The following is an 18,405-nucleotide window of genomic DNA, read 5'->3' on the forward strand; positions in this document are numbered from 1 at the left end:
TCCAGCCCGGCGCGCCGATCAGGTCGATGTGGCGGGATAGGCCCCTGCAAGGAACGCGAGCAGGACCGCGTTCACCGCTTCGCTGGCTTCCTGCTGGAGCCAGTGACCGACGCCGGGAAGCGTCGTCGTACCGCGCAGCCCCGCGACGGTCTGCGGCAGCGCCTCGATCGCGGGCTTGACGAAGGGGAGGATCGGATCACGGTCGCCGATGATGAACCATGCCGGCTGCGCGATCGGCACGCCATCGAGTGCGGCGGTCAACTCCCAGTTGCGGTCGATGTTGCGATACCAGTTGAGCGGTCCCGCGAAGCCGTTCGCCCGGAACGCGGCACCGTAACGCGCCAGCTCTTCGTCGCCGAGCCAAGGGATCGCGCCAGCCGGCTCCTGAAACGAGGCGAGTGCGCCCCCTTCCCGGATCATCCCGCTCCAAGGCACGGGCGGACCGGCGGAGAGCGTCCACATCATGCGGCGAATGGCGGCATCCGCATCCGCGTCCAGATCGCGCTCGGCAATCCCGGGCGTCTGGAAGTAGAGCTGGTAGAAGTCGTCGAGCCCGGCGCGTCGCAACTTGGCGAGGCTGCTGATCGACCCGCGGCGCGCGTAGGGCACCGACATGCCGACGACGGCCTCGAACAGGTCCGGGCGCATTTGCGCGGCGCTCCACGCGACCGGCGCGCCCCAGTCATGACCGACGATCGCGGCTTTCGCGATGCCGAGCGCGCCGAGCAGCGCGACCATGTCGCCGGTCAGGTGGAAGATCGTGTAGCGATCGATCGCCACCGGCGCGTCGGTCTGCCCGTAACCGCGCATGTCCGGCGCGATCGCGCGATAACCGGCGTCGGCCAGCGCGCGCAGTTGATGCCGCCACGACATCCCGAGTTCGGGAAAGCCGTGGCACAGCAGGACGGCGGGACCCTCGCCCGCCTCGGTCACGTGCTGGCGGATGCCGTTCGCCTCAACCGAATATTCCCGGAAGGATTGCTGCTTGTTCATACGAAGCGCAGCAAGGTGTCGAGCAACAGCACGAAGATCAGGCCGAACACCCCGACCAACGTCTCCATCAGCGACCATGATCGGAACGTGTCGCGCAGCGACAATCCGAAATATTCCTTGAACATCCAGAAGCCGGAATCATTGACGTGGCTGCACATCAGGCTGCCCGCGCCGATCGCGAGCACCATCAGATTGGCATCCGCGCCGGTGGCGACGATCACCGGTTGGATCAAGCCACCCGCCGTCAACCCGGCGACGGTCGCGGATCCGACCGCGATCCGGATCACGCACGCCAGCAGCCATCCCAGCGCGAGCGGCGGGAGCGGCAGGCCGGCGAGTTGCGCGGCCATGATCTTGTCCGCGCCGCTTTCGACCAGCACCTGCTTCAACGCGCCCGCGCCGGCGATGATGAGCAGGATCGGCGCGATGTCGCGGATCGCGACCGTGAAGCCGTCCATGATCTCGACCCGCGTGAGCCCGGCGCTGCGTCCCAGCGCGACGATGCCGATCGCAATCGACAGGAGCAGCACGTTGGTGGGATGGCCGGCGAAGGCGATCGCGGTCGCGGCTTGCTGCGACAGCGGCGCATAATGGAGCGCGGTCGCACTGGCGATGAGGATCACGGGCAGCAGCGCACAGGTGAAGCTCGCGAATATCCCCGGCAGCCTGCGCTCGCGTGTCGCCGTCGCCGCCTCGAACATCGGCGACGGCGGGGTGACGATGCCCTTCAGCGTCGTCGCGAAGAGCGGGCCGGCGATCGCAAGCGTCGGCAGTCCGACGATCAATCCGTAGATCAGCGTCACGCCGAGATCGGCACCGAGTTGCGCCACCACCGCGGTCGGCGAGGGATGCGGCGGCAGGAAGCCGTGCGCGATCGAAAGCCCGGCCAGCAATGGAATGCCGACATGCACCGCCGGCAATCCCGAACGCAGGACGATCGAGAAGATCAGCGGCACCATCAGCACGAAGCCGACGTTGTAGAACAGCGGAATGCCGACCAGAAAGCCCGTTGCCGCCATCGCGATCGGCATCCGCGCCGGTCCGCACCATCCGATCAGCGTGTCGGCGATCCGTTGCGCCGCGCCGCTGTCGGCGATCAGCTTGCCGAGGAATGCGCCGAGCACGATCGTGATGACCACCGGGCCGATCGTGTCGCCGATGCCCTTCTCGATTGCGCCGGGTACGCGCGCCAGCGGCACGCCGAGCAGCAACGCGGCGCATAAGGCGGCGACGACGAAGGCGAGAAACGGCGGCGCGCGCAGCGACACCATCACGATCAATATGACCAGCGCCGCGACGATCGAGAACAGGATCATGCGCGGCCGGTGCCGGCGAGACGAAGGTCGTTCATCGATGCAGACAACGCACTTTCGGTGCGCCCGTCAATCGCGACCTTCGCCTAAGCGCACGACACGAACGATCACCGGATCTCGTTCTTGACCTGCGCATGGGCGAGCAGCGCGAACAAGCCGGTGCCGCCGACGATATTACCGAGCAGGGCGGGCAGCACGAAGCTGCCGATTCCCCAACCGACACTCGCCTGCCCCGCCCAGACCAGCAGGAACGCCTCCGACGCGCCCGCGACGACGTGCGCGAATCCGGCCAGCGAGATCGCGTAGGTCACCGCGAACACGATCCAGAAGTCGCCGCTGTTCACCGCCGAGCGGATCCACGCGATCGAAGCGATCAGGAACCCGGCCGGGATCGCCTGCATCAGCGTGTCGACCGGTGCCCGATCGAGCAGCTTGGCCGACACCGCCAGCATCCCCTGGAGGGTGTCGGAAGGCTGAAGATGCGCGTGAACCGCCAGCGCGGTGGCAACCGCGGCGCCGAGCATGTTCGCGATGAAGATGACGCTCCACAATCGTGCCAGCGACAATAGGTTCGCGCGTGTCGGCTGACGGACGACCGGCAGCACCGCCACGGCGGTATGCTCGGTAAAGAGTTGCAGGCGCCCGAGGATGACGATCAGGAACCCGGCCGGATAGCCGAGCGCGATCACCGCCTCCGCCCATTGCGCGTCGGGCAGATAATGGTGCAGCGCACCGGTCACCCACAACGACGCCATGATCGCGATCCCGGCGGCGAACCCCGACCAGAACAACGACGCGGTGGGACGGGCGAGTTCGTCCTCGCCCTGTTCGACGACCGCGGCGTGGACGACGCGCGCGGCGGGGGCGCTGCGCTCCTCGGCTTCCTCCTCCTCCTCGGTCGCTTCGTGATCGTTCCGATCGGCCATATTCGTCTCCCCTCGCAGGCATAACGCGCGATCGGAGCCGATCGCTCAACACCGATCGGCGTTTGCCCGCGATAGCCGAAGGTCGCGGCTTGACCGTGCGGCTTGCATCGGCATCGTGCGCGCAGACGACTTCGCGAGGTATCAATGTCTTATCGGATCGACCGCCGCTCGCTGGTGGCGGGCGCCACATTGGGCGGCATGACGCTTGCCGCCGGGAGCGCACGGGCTCAGTCGCGTGGCGCGACGAAGACCCCGGAAATCTACGAGCTTCGCACCTATCACCTCGTCAACGGCCCGATGCGCGCGCGGCTCGACGCGTATCTGCGCGACGCGTTCATTCCGGCGGCGCGGCGCGCGGGCTGCGGCCCGATCGGAGTGTTCACGGTCAGCATCGGGCAGAGCAGTCCGGGCGTGCTGGTGCTGATCCCACACCCGACTCTCGCGGACTTCGCGGCGTTGCCCGGCCGGCTCTCGGCCGACGCCCGCCACGCCCAGAGCGGTGCGGCCTTTCTCGACGCGACGCCTGACGCTCCCGGCTTCGCGTCGATGGACGTGAAGTTGATGCGCGCCTTCCCGCACATGCCGCGGGTCGAAGTGCCCACGACCAGTGCCGCGCGGTTGTTCGAACTACGCACCTATTTCGGCCCCAGCGACAAGGCCGGGGCGACGAAGATCGCCATGTTCGATACCGGCGGCGAGATCGAGATCTTCCGTCGGACCGGCCTGACCCCGGTGTTCTTCGCCCAGGATCTGACGGGCGAGCGCCTGCCCAGCCTGACCTATATGCTCACCTTCCCCGACCTGGCGACACGCGAACGCAACTGGCGCACGTTCGGGTCGGACCCGGCGTGGAAGGCGCTGATCGCGACGCCGGGACTCACCGATCCGGAGATCACCACCGGGATCGACAACCGTATTCTGAGCCCGACGGCCTACTCACAAATCTGAGCCGCGACGTGCGGGTCAGCCGCGCGTCGTGGTCAGGCGCTGCGCCATCGCGCGCTCGACCGGGGTCAGCCCAGCGAGCGGATCGTCGTTGATGCGGCGCTTCGGGGTCGCGGCGGTCTTGGCGGTGCCGAACAGGCTCAGGGTCGTGCGGGTCATGTCCATCCTCGGGTGGGCGGCGCGCGGTGCGCCGTATATCGCAGGAACCGGAATGTTCGGGCTTGGTTCCCCTGCGAACGACAAGGAGCAGGCGATGGGCGACGACCGGTACGAGCACGATCTGGAGCAGGCGCAACTCGCGCTGGTCGAAGCGCAACTTGCTGCGGTGGAAACCGGCGAGCGCGTCGTGATCGTACTGGAGGGCCGCGACAGCGCGGGCAAGGACGGCGCGATCAAGCGAATCGTCGAGCATCTCTCGATCCGCTACACACGCGTCGTCGCGCTGCCCAAGCCGTCCGACCGCGAGCGAACGCAATGGTATTTCCAGCGCTATGTCGCGCATCTGCCCGCGGCGGGCGAGATCGTGATCTTCAATCGTTCCTGGTACAATCGCGCGGGGGTCGAGGTGGTGATGGGCTTCTCGACCACCGCGGAACAGGCCGAGTTCCTGCGCGACGCGCCCGATTTCGAGCGGATGCTGGTCGAAAGCGGCATCCGGCTGGTCAAGCTGTGGCTCGACATCGACAAGGACGAGCAGGAAAAGCGGCTCAAGGCCCGCCGTACCGATCCGCTCAAGCAACTGAAGACGTCGGACATGGACAAGGTGGCGCAAGCGCGCTGGGACGATTATTCCGCAGCGCGCGATACGATGCTGGTGCGCACCCATATACCGCTGGCGCCATGGTATTGCGTCTATGCCGATCACAAGAAGGCGGCCCGGATCGCGATCCTGCGGCATCTGGTCCACCAGATCGCCCCGGCGCAGGTCGCCAGGCAAGTGCCGGTCGCCGATCCCGACGTGCTGTTCGCGTTCGAGCGTGCCGCGCTGGAAGACGGACGGCTGGCGCGCTAGACTGATTGACGTTAGGCCTTTCGCGCATGGGCTTCCTTTGCAATCTCGGGCTCCATCGTTGGGCCGGAAAGTCGACCGCACGTCCGGGCACGACCGTCTATCGGTGCGCGGCGTGCGGCAGGCGGCTGGTGCTGCACAATCATCGTTCCCGACAGCGCAAGCGCAACTGGGTCGCGACGGCGTTGCTGGTGTCGGGCGCGATCTGGTTCGTCAGCTACAATCTGGCGATGCACGGGCATACCCGCGTGCTCCACACCGCCTCCAAAGCCGCGCGAAAGGCGGAGGCGGTCGCCTCCCGCGGGCGGGCGGCGATCCACCGCGCGCAGGGAGATCGCGGCTCCTATGTCGATGGCAACGACGACCGCTAGCGCGGGAGCGGCGGCGGCACCCTCAGTGTGACGAGGCGCCGGCCGCGCCGATCCCGGTTTCCGCGCGGACATGCTGCGCGGCATAGCCACCGCGATCGATCGCCGCCCTGCCGCTGCGATCGAACAGCGACACGAGCCAGATCGTAAGAAAGGCCGCGGGCATCGAGAAGATCGCCGGTGACGAATAGGGGAAGATCGCGGCGGGATAGCCGAGCACCTTCTCCCATACCGCGGGCGACAGCACCGTCAGCGCGACCGCCATCACCAGCCCGAGCGCCCCGCCCGCCACCACGCCGCGCGTGGTGCAGCCTTTCCAGAACAACGATAGCAGCAGCACCGGGAAATTGCCCGACGCCGCCACGGCGAAGGCGAGGCTGACCATGAAGGCGACGTTCTGCTTCTCGAAGATGATACCGAGCAGGATCGCGACCACCGCCAGCACCAGCACGGTACGCCGGGAGACGCGCAACTCCGCCGCCGGATCGGCCGCCCCCTTGCGCAGCACGGTGGCGTAGAGATCGTGGCTGACCGCGGACGCGCCCGACAGGGTCAGGCCGGCGACGACCGCAAGGATGGTCGCGAAGGCCACCGCCGAGATGAAGCCGAGGAACAGGTTGCCGCCTACCGCGTGCGCGAGATGGATCGCTGCCATGTTCCCGCCGCCCAGCAATCCGCCCGCCGGATCGAGGTAACGCGGCGCGGTCGCGACCAGCACGATCGCGCCGAAGCCGATGATGAAGGTCAGCAGGTAGAAATAGCCGATCCACCCCGTCGCCCACAGCACCGACTTCCGCGCCGCCTGCGCATCGGGCACCGTGAAGAAGCGCATGAGGATATGCGGCAACCCGGCGGTCCCGAACATCAGCGCGAGCCCGAACGACACCGCCGAGATCGGGTCCTTGATGAAATTGCCCGGCCCCATGATCGACCGGCCCTTGGTGGCCGCCGCTGCCGGGTCAGCGCCGGCCGCAGCGGCGAGCCCGGTCTTCACCGCGACCGCGCGCGCGAACAGCGCCTCGAACGAGAAACCGAACTGCCAAAGCACCACCAGCGCCATGAACGTCGCGCTGCCGAGCAGCAGCACCGCCTTGACGATCTGCACCCAGGTCGTCGCGGTCATGCCGCCGAACAGCACGTACAGCGTCATCAGCACACCGACGATCACCACCGCATATTCGTAGCGGACCCCGAACAGCAGCTTGATGAGCTGCCCTGCCCCGACCATCTGCGCGATCAGATAGAACAGCACCACGGTCAGCGTGCTGATCGCCGCGAAGCTGCGCACCGGCGTCTGTGCGAAGCGGAAGCTGGCGACATCGGCAAAGGTATAGCGGCCGAGGTTGCGCAGCCGCTCCGCCATCAGGAACAGGATGATTGGCCAGCCGACGAGGAAGCCGATCGAATAGATCAGCCCGTCGTAGCCGTCCGCGAAGATCTGCGCCGAGATGCCGAGGAACGAGGCCGCCGACATGAAGTCGCCCGCGATCGCGAGCCCGTTCTGGAAACCGGTGATCCCGCCGCCGGCGGTGTAGAAATCGCCGACCGTCCGCGTCCGCCGCGCCGCCCAGCGCGTAATGCCGAGCGTCAGCAACGCGAAGGCGGCGAACATCAGGATCGCGGTCCAGTTGGTCGGTTGCTGGACGCTCTGGCCCGACAGCGCATCGCCCGAGGCTGGCAGTGGGATCAGCGCGGCGGCGATCGCGAGTGACGCGGCGCGGCGCCTCACGCGTCATGCTCCGCGCGTAAGGCGTTGGTCAGCGGATCGAAGTCGCGGGCGGCGCGGCGGACGTAAAGGCCGGTGAGCAGGATCGCGAGCACGATCACCGCAAAGCCTGCGACGATCCCGACCGAGGTGACACCCGCGCCGATCGGGCGGGCGAGCAGGGCTTTATCGAACGCGATCAGCAGGATGAAGCTGAGGTACGCGACCAGCATGACCCCAGTCAGCGTCCAGCTGATCCGCCCGCGACGCCGCACCAGTTCGCGATATCGTGGGTCCGCCGCCACGCGTGCCGCTTCCGCGTCGTCCATCCCGCCCCTCCCCGTCGTTGCCGCTACCATGCAGTATTATAAACAAGGTGCAAGCAACGGTTTATCTTGGGGGAAGCGTGGGTGCCGCGGGGCCGTCGGTCATTCGTACCGGCACGATACGACCATCCGCGGCATAGCGCAGCCGGTCGATCGCCACTTGCCGCTCCCCCGAGAATGGCGCCGAACCCTTCGGGTTTTCCCAGCGATGATAGACGATTAGCCACTCGCCAGCGGGCGTCTCGACGAAGCTGTGATGCCCCGGTCCCTTGTGCCGGCAATCGCTGGTCAGGATCGCGCCGCGGTAGCGCCACGGGCCGATCGGGGACGGCGCGGTGGCATAATGGACCGAATAATCGGGCCCATTGAAGCGGCCGTGGCTATAGGAAAGATAGTAAATACCCCCGCGTTCGTGCATGAAGGCGCCTTCGGTGAACTGCGGCGGCGTTTCGACCGGAACTTCGCGCGCCAGCCCGGTCATGTCGCGGCTCAACTCCCAGACTCGCAGCTTCGCGCCCGCGCTGCCGCCGGCGTAGAGATAGGCCTTGTCGTCCCGGGGATCGACGAACACCATCGGATCGATCGCCTCGAACCCCTGCCCGCCGGTTACCAGCGGGCGGCCGCTGTCGCGATAGGGTCCTTCGGGCCGGTCCGCGACCGCGACACCGATCCGGCTGGGCGTCGGGTTCTGCGGCCCGACCGAATAATAGAGATACCATTTGCCGTCGCGCGATGCGACGCCGGGCGCCCACAGGAAGTGGTCGCGCGCGCCGTCCGCGCCGATCCACGCGATCTGGTCGCGGCGGATCAGCTCGCCGCGCGGTCGCCAGGTCTTGAGGTCGCGCGACGAAAAAGCGCCGAAGCGATCCGCCGCCCAGCTGCCGCCCGGACCGCCCGTCGGAAACACCCACAGCTCGCCATCGATCATCGTCGCATGAGGATCCGCCCCCTGAAACTGCGGATTGTCGGCGAACGCGGCGGAGGCGGTGAGCAACAGCGCGGCGGCGAGGGCGTGGTGAAGGTTCATCGTCAAATCATAGGATAATTCCTCGCCTTTGCCGATAGTTGAGTTGTATGTCCGGTGCGGGAACCCCGATAAGAGAGGAGAGGAAGCGATGAACAGGCGACTGCTGGCGGCCCTGCTGACCGTCACGACGACGGCCGTTGCGCTGCCCGCCGACGCGCGCGCACGCTGGAGCGAGGCACAGGCCAAGGCCTGGTATCGCGCGCAGCCGTGGCTGGTCGGCGCGAACTACACCCCCGCTTCCGCGATTAACCAGCTGGAAATGTGGCAGCGCGAGACGTGGGACCCGCAGGCGATCGACCGCGAACTCGGCTGGGCGCAGGGCATCGGCATGAACACGATGCGCGTCTTCCTCCACGATCAATTGTGGCAGCAGGACCCGGCCGGTTTCCAGCGGCGGATCGATGAATTCCTGACGATCGCCGCGCGCCACAGGATCAAGCCGCTGTTCGTGTTGTTCGACAGTTGCTGGGACCCCGATCCGAAGCTCGGCCCGCAACATCCACCGATCCCGGGGGTCCACAATTCGGGCTGGGTGCAAGGACCGGGTCTGCCGGGCCTGCGCGACAAGCGCCGCTATCCGAACTACAAAAGCTATGTGCAAGGCGTCATCGGCGCGTTCCGCAACGATCCGCGTATCCTCGGCTGGGACCTGTGGAACGAGCCCGACAACGGCGCCGACCAGTATAAGGGCCAGGACGGCAAGGAGCCGCTGGTCCGCGCGCTGCTCGCGCAGGTGTTCGTCTGGGCACGCGACGCCGAGCCGTCGCAACCGCTGACCTCGGGCGTGTGGCAGCATGACGACTGGTCGCCGACCGGCGGCAAGCTGACGCCGATGGAAACGCTCCAGCTGCGTCAATCGGACGTCATCTCGTTCCACGACTATAGCTGGCCCGAGACGTTCGAGGCGCGGGTGAAGCAGCTGCTGCCCTATGACCGGCCGATCCTGTGCACCGAATATATGGCGCGCGGCAACGGCTCGACGTTCGACGGATCACTGCCGATCGGCAAGCGCTATGACGTGGCGATGATCAACTGGGGGTTCGTCGACGGCAAGACGCAGACGCGGCTGCCGTGGGATAGCTGGAAGAAGCCGTATGTCCTCGAGGAGCCGACGATCTGGTTCCACGAGGTGTTCCGGGGTGACGGCACCCCCTATCGGCGCGCGGAAACCGATCTGATCCGGCAACTCAGCAGCGCGCCGCGTGGCGTCGTCCCCGCGGCGCGCTGATCGAAAATGCCGGAAACCGTAAGGAAAAAACCACATTCTTCCTCACCTGCAATTGTGACACCTTAGCCAAAATCAAGTAATTGTCGCTGCATGGATATGTCATGACGCGACTTGTCACCCGGCTGCGGGAGCTTCGGCATTCCGATCATCGCATCACCACTCAGGTGCGGGCGGTGCTTGTGGAATCGCTCTATGCCTCCACGCAATCGCTGGTGATCGGTGCGCTGACCAGCACGACCATCGCGGCGGTGGTCGCGTGGACGACGCGCGATGCGTGCCTGGCGGCGGGCGCAACGGCGATCGGCGTCGTCGGTGCGCTGCGGATCGCCGACGCGCTGCGTCCACGCGGGATCGCCGACGACACCCACGCAGCGGCGCGGCAGGAACTCGGCTATCGCGCCGGGGCGCTCACCTATTCCGGTCTGCTCGGGCTGTTCGGGTTCATGACGCTGACGCGCAGCAGCGATGGCGTGGTCCAGCTGCTCGCGGTTACTACCGCGATCGGCTATGCGGCCGGGATCGCGGGGCGCAACGCGGGGCGGCCGCGGATCGCGCTGGCGCAATTGTGCCTCGCGTCGCTGCCGCTGTCGGCAGGACTGTCGATCGGACTCGAACCGCTCAAGCTCGTGCTCGCGGCGGTGATCGTGCTGTTCGTCGTCGCGATGATCGATATCACGCTGCAAACCTATGGCGCGCTGCTGAAGGCCACGCTGGTCAGCCACGAGAATGCCGCGCTCGCCGCGCACCATGCCGCGCAGGCGCGTCGCGACGACCTGACGGGCATCGCCAACCGCACGGCGTTCCGCGAGCAGTTCGAGGAGCGACTGCGGATGCTGCCAGCCGGCGGGAGCAAGCTGGCGCTCTACTGGCTCGATCTCGACCGTTTCAAGGAAATCAACGACACGTTCGGGCATCTGGCGGGCAACGCCCTGCTCGCGGCGGTCGCCGGACGGCTGCGCGCGCACTTCGACAGCGAGAGCGTCGTCGCGCGGCTGGGCGGCGACGAATTCGCGATCCTGTGCCCGGTCGGCGACCGGCAGGAGGCCGCGACGATCGGTGCCGCGATCCTGGCGCTGGTTCGCCGCCCGATCGCGCATGACGGGCATAGCCTGCGGTCCAGCGTGTCGATTGGCGTGGCGATCGCGCCGGAAAACGGGCGCGAGGCCGACACGTTGCTCAAGAACGCCGACCTTGCACTGTATCGCGCGAAGGAGAGCGGGCGTGGGCAGCTCTATTTCTACGAACCGGTGATGGACGAGAAGATCGAGCGGCGCCGTCAGCTCGACTATGAGCTGCACGGTGCTCTGGAACGTGGTGAATTCCATCTGTTGTTCCAGCCGATCTTCGATCTGGCCGCAGCGCGGGTGCTGTCGTGCGAGGTGCTGCTGCGCTGGACCAACCGCCATCACGGTGCGGTGTCGCCGGTCGAGTTCATCCCGATCGCCGAGGACAATGGCACGATCGACGCGATCGGCCATTGGGTGCTGTATCAGGCGTGCGACGTGGCGCGCCGCTGGCCCGCCGACGTGTCGATCGCGGTCAACCTGTCGCCGATCCAGCTTCGGGCGACGCATCTGCCCGCGGTGGTGCTCGACGCGCTGAACACCAGCGGGCTGCCGCCGGAACGGCTCAACCTCGAAGTGACCGAAACCGTGCTGCTGGAGGATGTCGAGGCATCGCTTGCGGCGCTGGAGGCGCTGAACCGGCTGGCGGTGCGCACGACGCTGGACGATTTCGGCACGGGCTATTCGTCGCTCAGCTATCTGACGCGCTTTCCGTTCCAGACGCTCAAGATCGACCGGTCGTTCGTCACCGATCTCGAACGCAGCCCGGCGTCGATCGCGATCGTGCAGACCATCGTCGATCTCGGCGCGCAGCTGGGAATGCGGACGATCGCCGAAGGGGTCGAGACGCAGGCGCAGCTCGACCAGTTGCGCCGCACGCGCTGCGACGCGGTGCAGGGCTATCTGCTTGCCCGCCCGATGCCGGCCGCGATGGTTTCCGCCATGCTGACCGGCGAAGGGAGGCAGGCCACCGGATGATGCGCATGCCGACCACCTCCCCCGCGATGGGTGGAGGTAGCCGGCGATGCGTCAGCGGGCCTTCTCCAGCAGACGTTCCTGCGCGCCGACCAGCCGCCGCATCAGCTTGAGATCGCCCTCTCCCAGCCGCAGCGCGGCATCGGCCCACAGGTCGACCACCGCCTCCAGTTCGGCGAGCGGCAACGGGTTCACCGCGCGCGACGCCTGATAGATTGCGGCGTGCGCGCTGTGCCGGCGGCGATTGGCGCGGATATAATCCTCCACGACCCGCCGTCCCTCGCCCGGCTCGGCCAGTGCATGGACCAACCCCATCTCGTACAATTCCTCGGCGCGATAGGTGCGTCCGCTCATGATCATCTGCTCGGCGCGTGCCGCACCCAACCGGCGCGACAGGAAGCAGTGCGCGCCCATGCCCGGGAACAGCCCGAACAGGGTTTCGGGTAGCCCGAACCCCGCGCCGCGCTCGGCGACGACGACGTTGAAGGACATCAGCGCCTCGAACCCGCCACCCAATGCGTCGCCCTGCACCAGCCCAATCGTGATGATCGAGCGATCCAGCCCCAGCATGTTGCGATGGAGGATCCGCACGCACGCCTTGCCATATGCCACCAGTGCATGACGGTCGCGCGCGCGGATCAGCTGCGCGAACAGATCGAGGTCGCCGCCCAGCGAGAAGACGCCGGGGAAGTGCGAACCGAGCACGAGATAGCGGATCGGCATCGCTCCGCTGCCATGCGCGAGGTCGATGTCCTCCTGCCATTGCATGAAGTCATGCAGCAGCGCGGGGTTGAAGCTCGGCCGCACCCGCGGGCGCATATAGGTCCACAAGGTATCGAGCGCCGGGTCGAACGTCGCCTCCAATTGGTCGAAGGCGAACAGGGCACGCGTGCCCGCGGCGGTCGCCGCGATCGTGGTCTGATGGATGGTCATGCGATTTCCTCTTTCCTGACAGCGACTTGCTGCCAGTTAAGAATAACTCACGACGGGTCCCCTGTCGGCGACGAAGCGCGGCTGGTCGCCGCAGCCGCGGCATGGCATGGCGCAATCGATGAAGCCCGCCCCCCGTATCCTCGTCGACGCCGATGCCTGTCCGGTGAAGGAGGAAATCTATCGTGTCGCGTACAGGGTGTCGGTGCCCGTGGTGGTGGTCAGCAACGCGCACCTGCGCATTCCCGTCCATCCGCTGATCTCACGCGTGGTCGTCGACGATGGTTTCGATGCGGCCGACGACTGGATCGCGGCACAGGTCGATGCCGCGGCGCTGGTCGTGACGGCCGACATCCTGTTGGCGGACCGTTGCCTGAAGGCGGGGGCGGCTTCGGTGATCGCCCCCAACGGGCGACCGTTCACGTCCAGTTCGATCGGCAATGCCGTGGCGGTGCGCGCGATCATGAGCGACCTGCGCGCGGGTGGCGACCGCGTCGGCGGACCGCCGCCGTTCGCAAAGGAAGACCGCTCGCGCTTCCTGTCGGCGCTGGATGCGGCGATCGTGCGCGTCCGGCGCGGCGTTGGTGGGTGAGCCGCGTCAGGGCACGCTGATCGCGGACCCGACGATGACCGGATAGGCGCCGAGCGCGGCCTGGCTCAGTTGCACCGCCAGCCGCTCGGCCACGGCCGGCGACGCCTCTCCGGAGCGTACCGTCACCGCGGCGCCGTGCCACAGGCTGGCGGTATCGCCACGTTTGTGGATGCGTATCTCGATCACGACGCGCTGCATCGCCACCAACGTCGTGCCGTTCGCCGCCAGCGGGATGTTGACCCCCGCTCCCATCACGGACGGCGCTGCACCGCGCCGCCGCGCGACCGACGTGCCGATCTTGCTCCGCCCGGCGACGACGTCGGCGATATAGGCGGCGTGATCGCGATCATCGAGGATCGTGAACCCCTTGTCGCCGAGCGCCGTCATCACCGCCTCGCGGGCGATCGCCGCCAGCGCGGAGTCGGCTTCGTCGCCTTCCGCGGCGACCACCGCGATCGTGCCGCCGCGGGGTGGCGAGGCCGGGGTGGCAAGCGCGGCGGTCGCCGCCATCGCGGCGCCGACGGCGAATGCCGCGATGCTCCTCAACGTCACCTTCATATCGCCCGCCTTCCGATCTTCGCTCGCACAACGACACGCGGCACGGAAAGGCACCGGGCCCCGGTCACGCCGAACGCCTCTGCGCGGCGCGCAGGTCGCGCAAGGCCAGAAGCTCGTGCACGGCGAACAGCATCGCTCCGATCACCAGCGGGATCAGATAATAGACGAGCCGGAACGTCAGCAGCGCCGCGACGAGGCCGGTGCGTTCGACCTGCGGCAACGCCGCGATCATCACCACCTCGAACACGCCGAGCCCGCCGGGCGCGTGGATGAGCAGGCTGGAGATGATCGCCAGCAGATAGCCGACCAGCACCGTCGGATAGAGTGCGATGTCGGGCGCCGGCAGCAGCACGAACAGCACCGCCGTCGCCGCGAGCAGATCGAGCGTGCCGAGCGCGAATTGCGCGACCGCCATGCGCCACGTCGGCAGCCGCACCTCCCACCGCCACAGCCGCACCGACCGCCCGTCGAGGAAGGCGAGCGCGACCATATAGCCGCCCAGAAGCGCGAGCGTCGCGAGCCCCGCCCAGGTCTGGAACGCCGGAGGCACGGCGCGGTCGCCGATTGCGGGCAGATCGGGCAGGACGACGAACGCCACCCCGAGGAGGAGGAAGGCGCCGAGCCAGAAGGTCACGCCCGCGACGATCATGATCTGCCCGACGTCGCCCAGCGGCACGCCGTGCCGGCCGTAGATGCGGTAGCGTGCCGCGCCACCGGTCAGCGCGGCGAATCCCAGATTGTGGCTGAAGATGTAGCTGGTGAATGCCGCCAGCGCCGTCACCCGGTACGGGACGCGGCGTCCGACCAGCCGCAATGCCAGCACGTCGAAGCCGGTGAGGATGAAGTAGCTGATCCCGGTCAGCACCGCCGAAGCGATCAGCGCCGGCTTCGGAATGGCGTGAACGGCGGTCACGACATCGGCCCAGACGATCCCGGCGAGCAGGTGACGGAGCGCGATCCCGGATACGACGAGCACGGCGAGCGTCGCCGAAACGATGAGAAATGTCCGCAAAGACATGCCCGACCGAACTCAATACACCACGAGAACGGCAGCGCGCGTCGGTTGGGCACCGCCAGCAGCATCGTCGAAAGCGATCATCGGGCGGGGCTACACGCATCCGGACGCAAAGTCTGCCCCGCTCGGGCAGCGATGCCCCGCTATGCCTGATGCCTGATCGGCAAGCGTCAATCCTGCCGCGCTGGGCCGATCGTCACGCTGGCGCCCAGCCGGAAAATACCCGCGCCGGCGTCCCAGCCCTGCTCGCTACCGGGGCGGTCCGCGTTGGCGAAGCGGATTGCATAGCGCGGATCGTTGCGGAGGGTCGGCGCACCATCGGGAAGCGCCAGCGCGACGTCGTAGCGACCGTTGGCGAGATCGTCCGGCAGGCGCGTGGTCAGATCGACAATGGTGGTCTCGCCGGGCAGCCAGGTGCGGGGATCGACCGCCGCGACCGGGATGCGCCGCACCGTTCCGCGATCGCCCCCGATCAGCACGATCTCCAGCGGGCGGGCGTTGGTCAGCCGCGCCCAGCCATGGTTGCGGACCGTCACGGTCGCCCGCCATGTCCGCCCCGCCTTGCCCTGCGGCGCGAGCGAGGCGTCGATCAACGCGAAGCGATAGCCGAGCCGCCGCCGCACCTCCGCCATGCAGCCGCCCGCGGTCCAGCGATCGTGGAAGAGACGGCGGTAATAATCCGCATTCAGGTAGGTCAGGTGATAGCGTGCCCCTTCGGCGAGAATAGCCGCGCAGCCGGTGCGTGGCATTGCGCCGGGATCGTCGGCGGGGTTGCATGTCTCGCCGCCGAACGGCGCATCGGCGGTGAGCGCCGCCATCGCCGCCTGCTCGCGCGCCCGTTCCGCAGGGTCTTCCGAAAAGGTGCCGACGTCGGTCTGGCTCGCCATGAAGCAATCATTGTGGAAGCCGACGCGTGGCAGCGGCCCCCAGGCGATCAGATCCGGCGGGTAGCGGAACTGGACCGAGCGGTCGCGTGGCAGCGCATCGAGCAACGCATCGCGGACGGCACGACGCACGGGCGCTTCGGTCAACCCGTTCGAAGACGAATGCCACTCACCCCAGGCGCCGATGAAGCCGGCCTGAAAGAAAGCGATCACGTCGGCGTTGGCGGCGAGCACCGGCCGAAGCTGTTCGAGATGCGCACGCACGACCGGCAATGCCGCGTCCTGCGCGGCGTGATAATCGGTTTCGCCGCGCGGATAATTGTAGACCGCGCGTACGATCAGCTTGATCCCCGCCTTGCGCGCCGCCGCGAAGCCACGATCCAGCCCGGTGAGCGTGCCGTCCGCGATCCGCCCCTTGCGATAGCGGGAAAGATCGATGCGCGCATAGACCAGCCGCTCACCCCCCGCATGGACGCGTGCGAGCGATGCCTGATCGAGCGCGGCGAGATCGCGCTCACCGGCGCGGTAGAAGCCGCGTTCGGGGTTGGCGATTTCCGCATCGCTCGGCGCGAAGGTAAGGGTCTGCATCGCCGCCAGCAGCATCGCGGCCACCGCGATCATCGAGCGATCCCGCCGCGCAGCGCCGCCTCCGCCCAGGTGGTGACGATCGGAAGATCGCTGCTGCGTCGGGGCGCGCGCGTGATCAGTTCGATCACCTTCACACCCCGCACATCGGCCGAAAGCGCCTTCGCGCCGGCGCCAAACCGCTGCGGCCCGCTGCGCGCGAGCAGGCGGCCGTCGCCGTAGATGAAGAACTCGACCGAATCGCGCGTGTTGCGGGTCGAGTCATCGACCCCGACCAGCGCCTCGATCCGCGCCGCACCACGCGTGTTGCGCACCTCCAGCCGCGATCCCGCCAGCACGCCGAGCCCGGTGTCGAACGACCGCCCGGCGATCTGCAACGTCTGGTCGTAGGGCGTCGCATCGGCCTGCGCCCCGCCCCAGCCGGCATAGATCGGCCGTTCCCCGGTGTCGTGCGTGCCGCTCCACGGGCTCTTCATGCGATGCACGATCGGGTCCGGCTCGGGCGCGGTGATGCCGTCTACCGCGACGTTCACGTCGCCGGGGAGTTCGGAAAGGTACATGCCGTCCCGCAGACGCCGCGTCCCCGACACCTCGAAGATGCGGGTTTCGCGCGGGGCGAGCGTGAACCGGGTTTCGCCGGTGAAGGGCGGCAGCGTCTTGCCCGTCCACAGATCGCGCAGCGTGACCGGCGCGTCGGCGGCCAGCTTCATCTGCGCCGCGGTCAAGTCCATCGTCGCGGTCCCGAGGCCGCGATTGAAGAGCGCGACCGCCTTGTGCCCGTTGCCGAGCGTCTTGACGATCGTCTGCACGTCATCGGACGCATAGGCGATGACGCCCTGATGCCCGCCGGGATCCTGATTGATGCGGACGATATCGGCGTTGCCCCAGATGTCCATCAGCCCCTTGGGTGCATCGCGCAGATCGTAGCCGATGAACAACGGCGCGTTGATGATCGCCCATAGCGCGAAATGCGATCGCGCCTCGGTCAGGTGCCGGGCATCGAAGTCGCCATGCCCGATGAACAACATGTCGGGATCGTTCCACGCGCCCGGCTTCGCATAGAGCGCGCGGGTCGAGGCGCTGTCGAAATTGTGGAGCATCCGCGTCCAGTCGGGCGTGATGTCCTGGCTGGTCCGCCACATATGGCCGACGTCCTTGCCCCAGCGGCGCACATCGGCGCTGCCCCAGGTGCATAGCGACAGGATCGCATCGCCATCGGGGGCATAGCGCCGTATCGCATCGGCGACCTTCGCGTACAGCGACCGGATCTGCGGCACGTCGGTGCGATTGATCGATGCCTGATCGATCAGGGGCGGGAAGGCGCGATAGCCGTTCTGCACCACCACCGGCGCGCCGGGCGCATAGACATTGATCCCGCACGCATCGACCTTGAGATAATCGAAGCCCCAGTCGCGGAAGAACAAGGCGATGTCCTGATCGACATGCCCGTACAGCCCGATCTCCCGTTCCGCGGTGGTGCCCTCGGGCAGGTTGGGGGAATGAAGGTCATAGGCCTGCGAGCAGGCGTTACGGCCGATATCGCTGTAGAGCCCGGCCTTCAGCCCCATCGCGTGCAGCCGGTCGGTGAACGGGCGGAAGCTGCTGTCGCCGCCCTTCACCTCTGCCGAGGGGAAGATGCGCGTGCGGATCAGCAGCCGTCCGTCGGCGGTGCGCCGCTTGAGCCACCAGCCATCGTCGACGTTGACGTAGCGATAGCCGAGCCGTGCCAACCCGCTGTCGACCAGCGTCTGCGCCGCGCCGAGCACCTTCGCCTCGTCGACCTCGGTGCGGAACGCGTTCCACGAACTCCAGCCCATCGGCGGGGTTCGCGCCGCCGTGCGCTCGGGCAACGTCCAGCGTCCGGCGGGGGCGAGCGGGTCGGGCGCGGCACAGGCGGGGGTCGAAGCGGCCAGCAGGGCCAGCGCAGGCAGGGTCAGGCGCGGAAGGCGCATCGCGATTTTC

General features: G+C 67.6%; 18 protein-coding genes. 6 read left to right on the forward strand and 12 right to left on the reverse strand.

Translation table 11 applies throughout. The annotated features are described in order from the left end of the window. Positions 1-18: 18 nt before the first annotated feature. From PGN12_12270 to PGN12_12280, 3 genes are all read right to left on the reverse strand, one after another. Complete coding sequence (locus PGN12_12270; protein MEH3104671.1) at positions 19-993, reverse strand: alpha/beta hydrolase; 975 nt, start codon at positions 991-993, stop codon at positions 19-21. Continuing rightward, complete coding sequence (locus PGN12_12275) at positions 990-2,309, reverse strand: gluconate:H+ symporter (protein ID MEH3104672.1); 1,320 nt, start codon at positions 2,307-2,309, stop codon at positions 990-992. Before PGN12_12275 ends, PGN12_12270 begins: the two co-directional genes overlap by 4 nt. A 104-nt stretch (positions 2,310-2,413) precedes the next feature. Then, positions 2,414-3,232, reverse strand: a complete 819-nt coding sequence (locus PGN12_12280; GenBank protein ID MEH3104673.1) for a formate/nitrite transporter family protein — start codon at positions 3,230-3,232, stop codon at positions 2,414-2,416. Between the two features lie 144 nt (positions 3,233-3,376). Between PGN12_12280 and PGN12_12285 the strand changes: the two genes are divergently transcribed. Further along, on the forward strand, positions 3,377-4,180 hold the full coding sequence (locus PGN12_12285) for an NIPSNAP family protein (GenBank protein MEH3104674.1): 804 nt from the start codon (positions 3,377-3,379) through the stop codon (positions 4,178-4,180). A gap of 15 nt (positions 4,181-4,195) precedes the next feature. Here the strand turns inward: PGN12_12285 and PGN12_12290 are convergent, their stop codons facing one another. Then, positions 4,196-4,336: a hypothetical protein gene (locus tag PGN12_12290; protein MEH3104675.1), complete on the reverse strand. Its 141-nt coding sequence runs from the start codon at positions 4,334-4,336 to the stop codon at positions 4,196-4,198. 94 nt (positions 4,337-4,430) lie between these two features. Here PGN12_12290 and ppk2 point away from each other — a divergent pair, with 94 nt between their 5' ends. Next, on the forward strand, positions 4,431-5,189 hold the full coding sequence (gene ppk2, locus PGN12_12295; GenBank protein MEH3104676.1) for a polyphosphate kinase 2: 759 nt from the start codon (positions 4,431-4,433) through the stop codon (positions 5,187-5,189). Between the two features lie 26 nt (positions 5,190-5,215). Then, a complete protein-coding gene (locus tag PGN12_12300) occupies positions 5,216-5,557 on the forward strand; it encodes a hypothetical protein (protein MEH3104677.1) in 342 nt (113 codons plus the stop codon). Positions 5,558-5,579: 22 nt separating this feature from the next. On the opposite strand, the gene PGN12_12305 is transcribed toward PGN12_12300, so the two are convergent. The 3 genes from PGN12_12305 to PGN12_12315 form a co-directional block, all read right to left on the reverse strand. Continuing rightward, a complete protein-coding gene (locus PGN12_12305; GenBank protein ID MEH3104678.1) occupies positions 5,580-7,283 on the reverse strand; it encodes a cation acetate symporter in 1,704 nt (567 codons plus the stop codon). Next, the gene (locus tag PGN12_12310; protein ID MEH3104679.1) at positions 7,280-7,588 is read right to left on the reverse strand and encodes a DUF485 domain-containing protein; all 309 of its coding nucleotides are present in this window, start codon (positions 7,586-7,588) and stop codon (positions 7,280-7,282) included. The genes PGN12_12305 and PGN12_12310 overlap by 4 nt, the downstream gene beginning before the upstream one ends. Before the next feature lie 61 nt (positions 7,589-7,649). After that, positions 7,650-8,612: a family 43 glycosylhydrolase gene (locus PGN12_12315; GenBank protein ID MEH3104680.1), complete on the reverse strand. Its 963-nt coding sequence runs from the start codon at positions 8,610-8,612 to the stop codon at positions 7,650-7,652. An 88-nt stretch (positions 8,613-8,700) separates the two neighbouring features. Here PGN12_12315 and PGN12_12320 point away from each other — a divergent pair, with 88 nt between their 5' ends. Continuing rightward, on the forward strand, positions 8,701-9,840 hold the full coding sequence (locus PGN12_12320) for a 1,4-beta-xylanase (GenBank protein MEH3104681.1): 1,140 nt from the start codon (positions 8,701-8,703) through the stop codon (positions 9,838-9,840). 101 nt (positions 9,841-9,941) lie between these two features. After that, positions 9,942-11,882 carry an EAL domain-containing protein gene (locus PGN12_12325; protein ID MEH3104682.1) on the forward strand — a complete coding sequence of 647 codons (1,941 nt, stop codon included), beginning with the start codon at positions 9,942-9,944 and terminating at the stop codon, positions 11,880-11,882. Positions 11,883-11,933: 51 nt separating this feature from the next. Here PGN12_12325 and PGN12_12330 read toward each other — a convergent pair whose 3' ends face one another. Beyond that, positions 11,934-12,812 (reverse strand): crotonase/enoyl-CoA hydratase family protein, encoded by an 879-nt coding sequence (locus PGN12_12330; protein ID MEH3104683.1) that lies wholly within the window; start codon positions 12,810-12,812, stop codon positions 11,934-11,936. A gap of 118 nt (positions 12,813-12,930) precedes the next feature. Between PGN12_12330 and PGN12_12335 the strand changes: the two genes are divergently transcribed. Next, a complete protein-coding gene (locus tag PGN12_12335) occupies positions 12,931-13,401 on the forward strand; it encodes a YaiI/YqxD family protein (GenBank protein MEH3104684.1) in 471 nt (156 codons plus the stop codon). A 6-nt stretch (positions 13,402-13,407) separates the two neighbouring features. Here PGN12_12335 and PGN12_12340 read toward each other — a convergent pair whose 3' ends face one another. The 4 genes from PGN12_12340 to PGN12_12355 form a co-directional block, all read right to left on the reverse strand. Beyond that, positions 13,408-13,959: a hypothetical protein gene (locus PGN12_12340; GenBank protein MEH3104685.1), complete on the reverse strand. Its 552-nt coding sequence runs from the start codon at positions 13,957-13,959 to the stop codon at positions 13,408-13,410. Between the two features lie 64 nt (positions 13,960-14,023). Beyond that, the gene (locus tag PGN12_12345; GenBank protein ID MEH3104686.1) at positions 14,024-14,971 is read right to left on the reverse strand and encodes a lysylphosphatidylglycerol synthase domain-containing protein; all 948 of its coding nucleotides are present in this window, start codon (positions 14,969-14,971) and stop codon (positions 14,024-14,026) included. Between the two features lie 173 nt (positions 14,972-15,144). Next, positions 15,145-16,479, reverse strand: a complete 1,335-nt coding sequence (locus tag PGN12_12350; protein ID MEH3104687.1) for a DUF4832 domain-containing protein — start codon at positions 16,477-16,479, stop codon at positions 15,145-15,147. Beyond that, positions 16,476-18,395 (reverse strand): NPCBM/NEW2 domain-containing protein, encoded by a 1,920-nt coding sequence (locus PGN12_12355; protein ID MEH3104688.1) that lies wholly within the window; start codon positions 18,393-18,395, stop codon positions 16,476-16,478. Before PGN12_12355 ends, PGN12_12350 begins: the two co-directional genes overlap by 4 nt. Positions 18,396-18,405 lie beyond the last annotated feature (10 nt).

Source organism: Sphingomonas phyllosphaerae (genome assembly GCA_036946405.1).
GTDB classification, from domain to species: Bacteria; Pseudomonadota; Alphaproteobacteria; order Sphingomonadales; family Sphingomonadaceae; genus Sphingomonas; species Sphingomonas phyllosphaerae_D.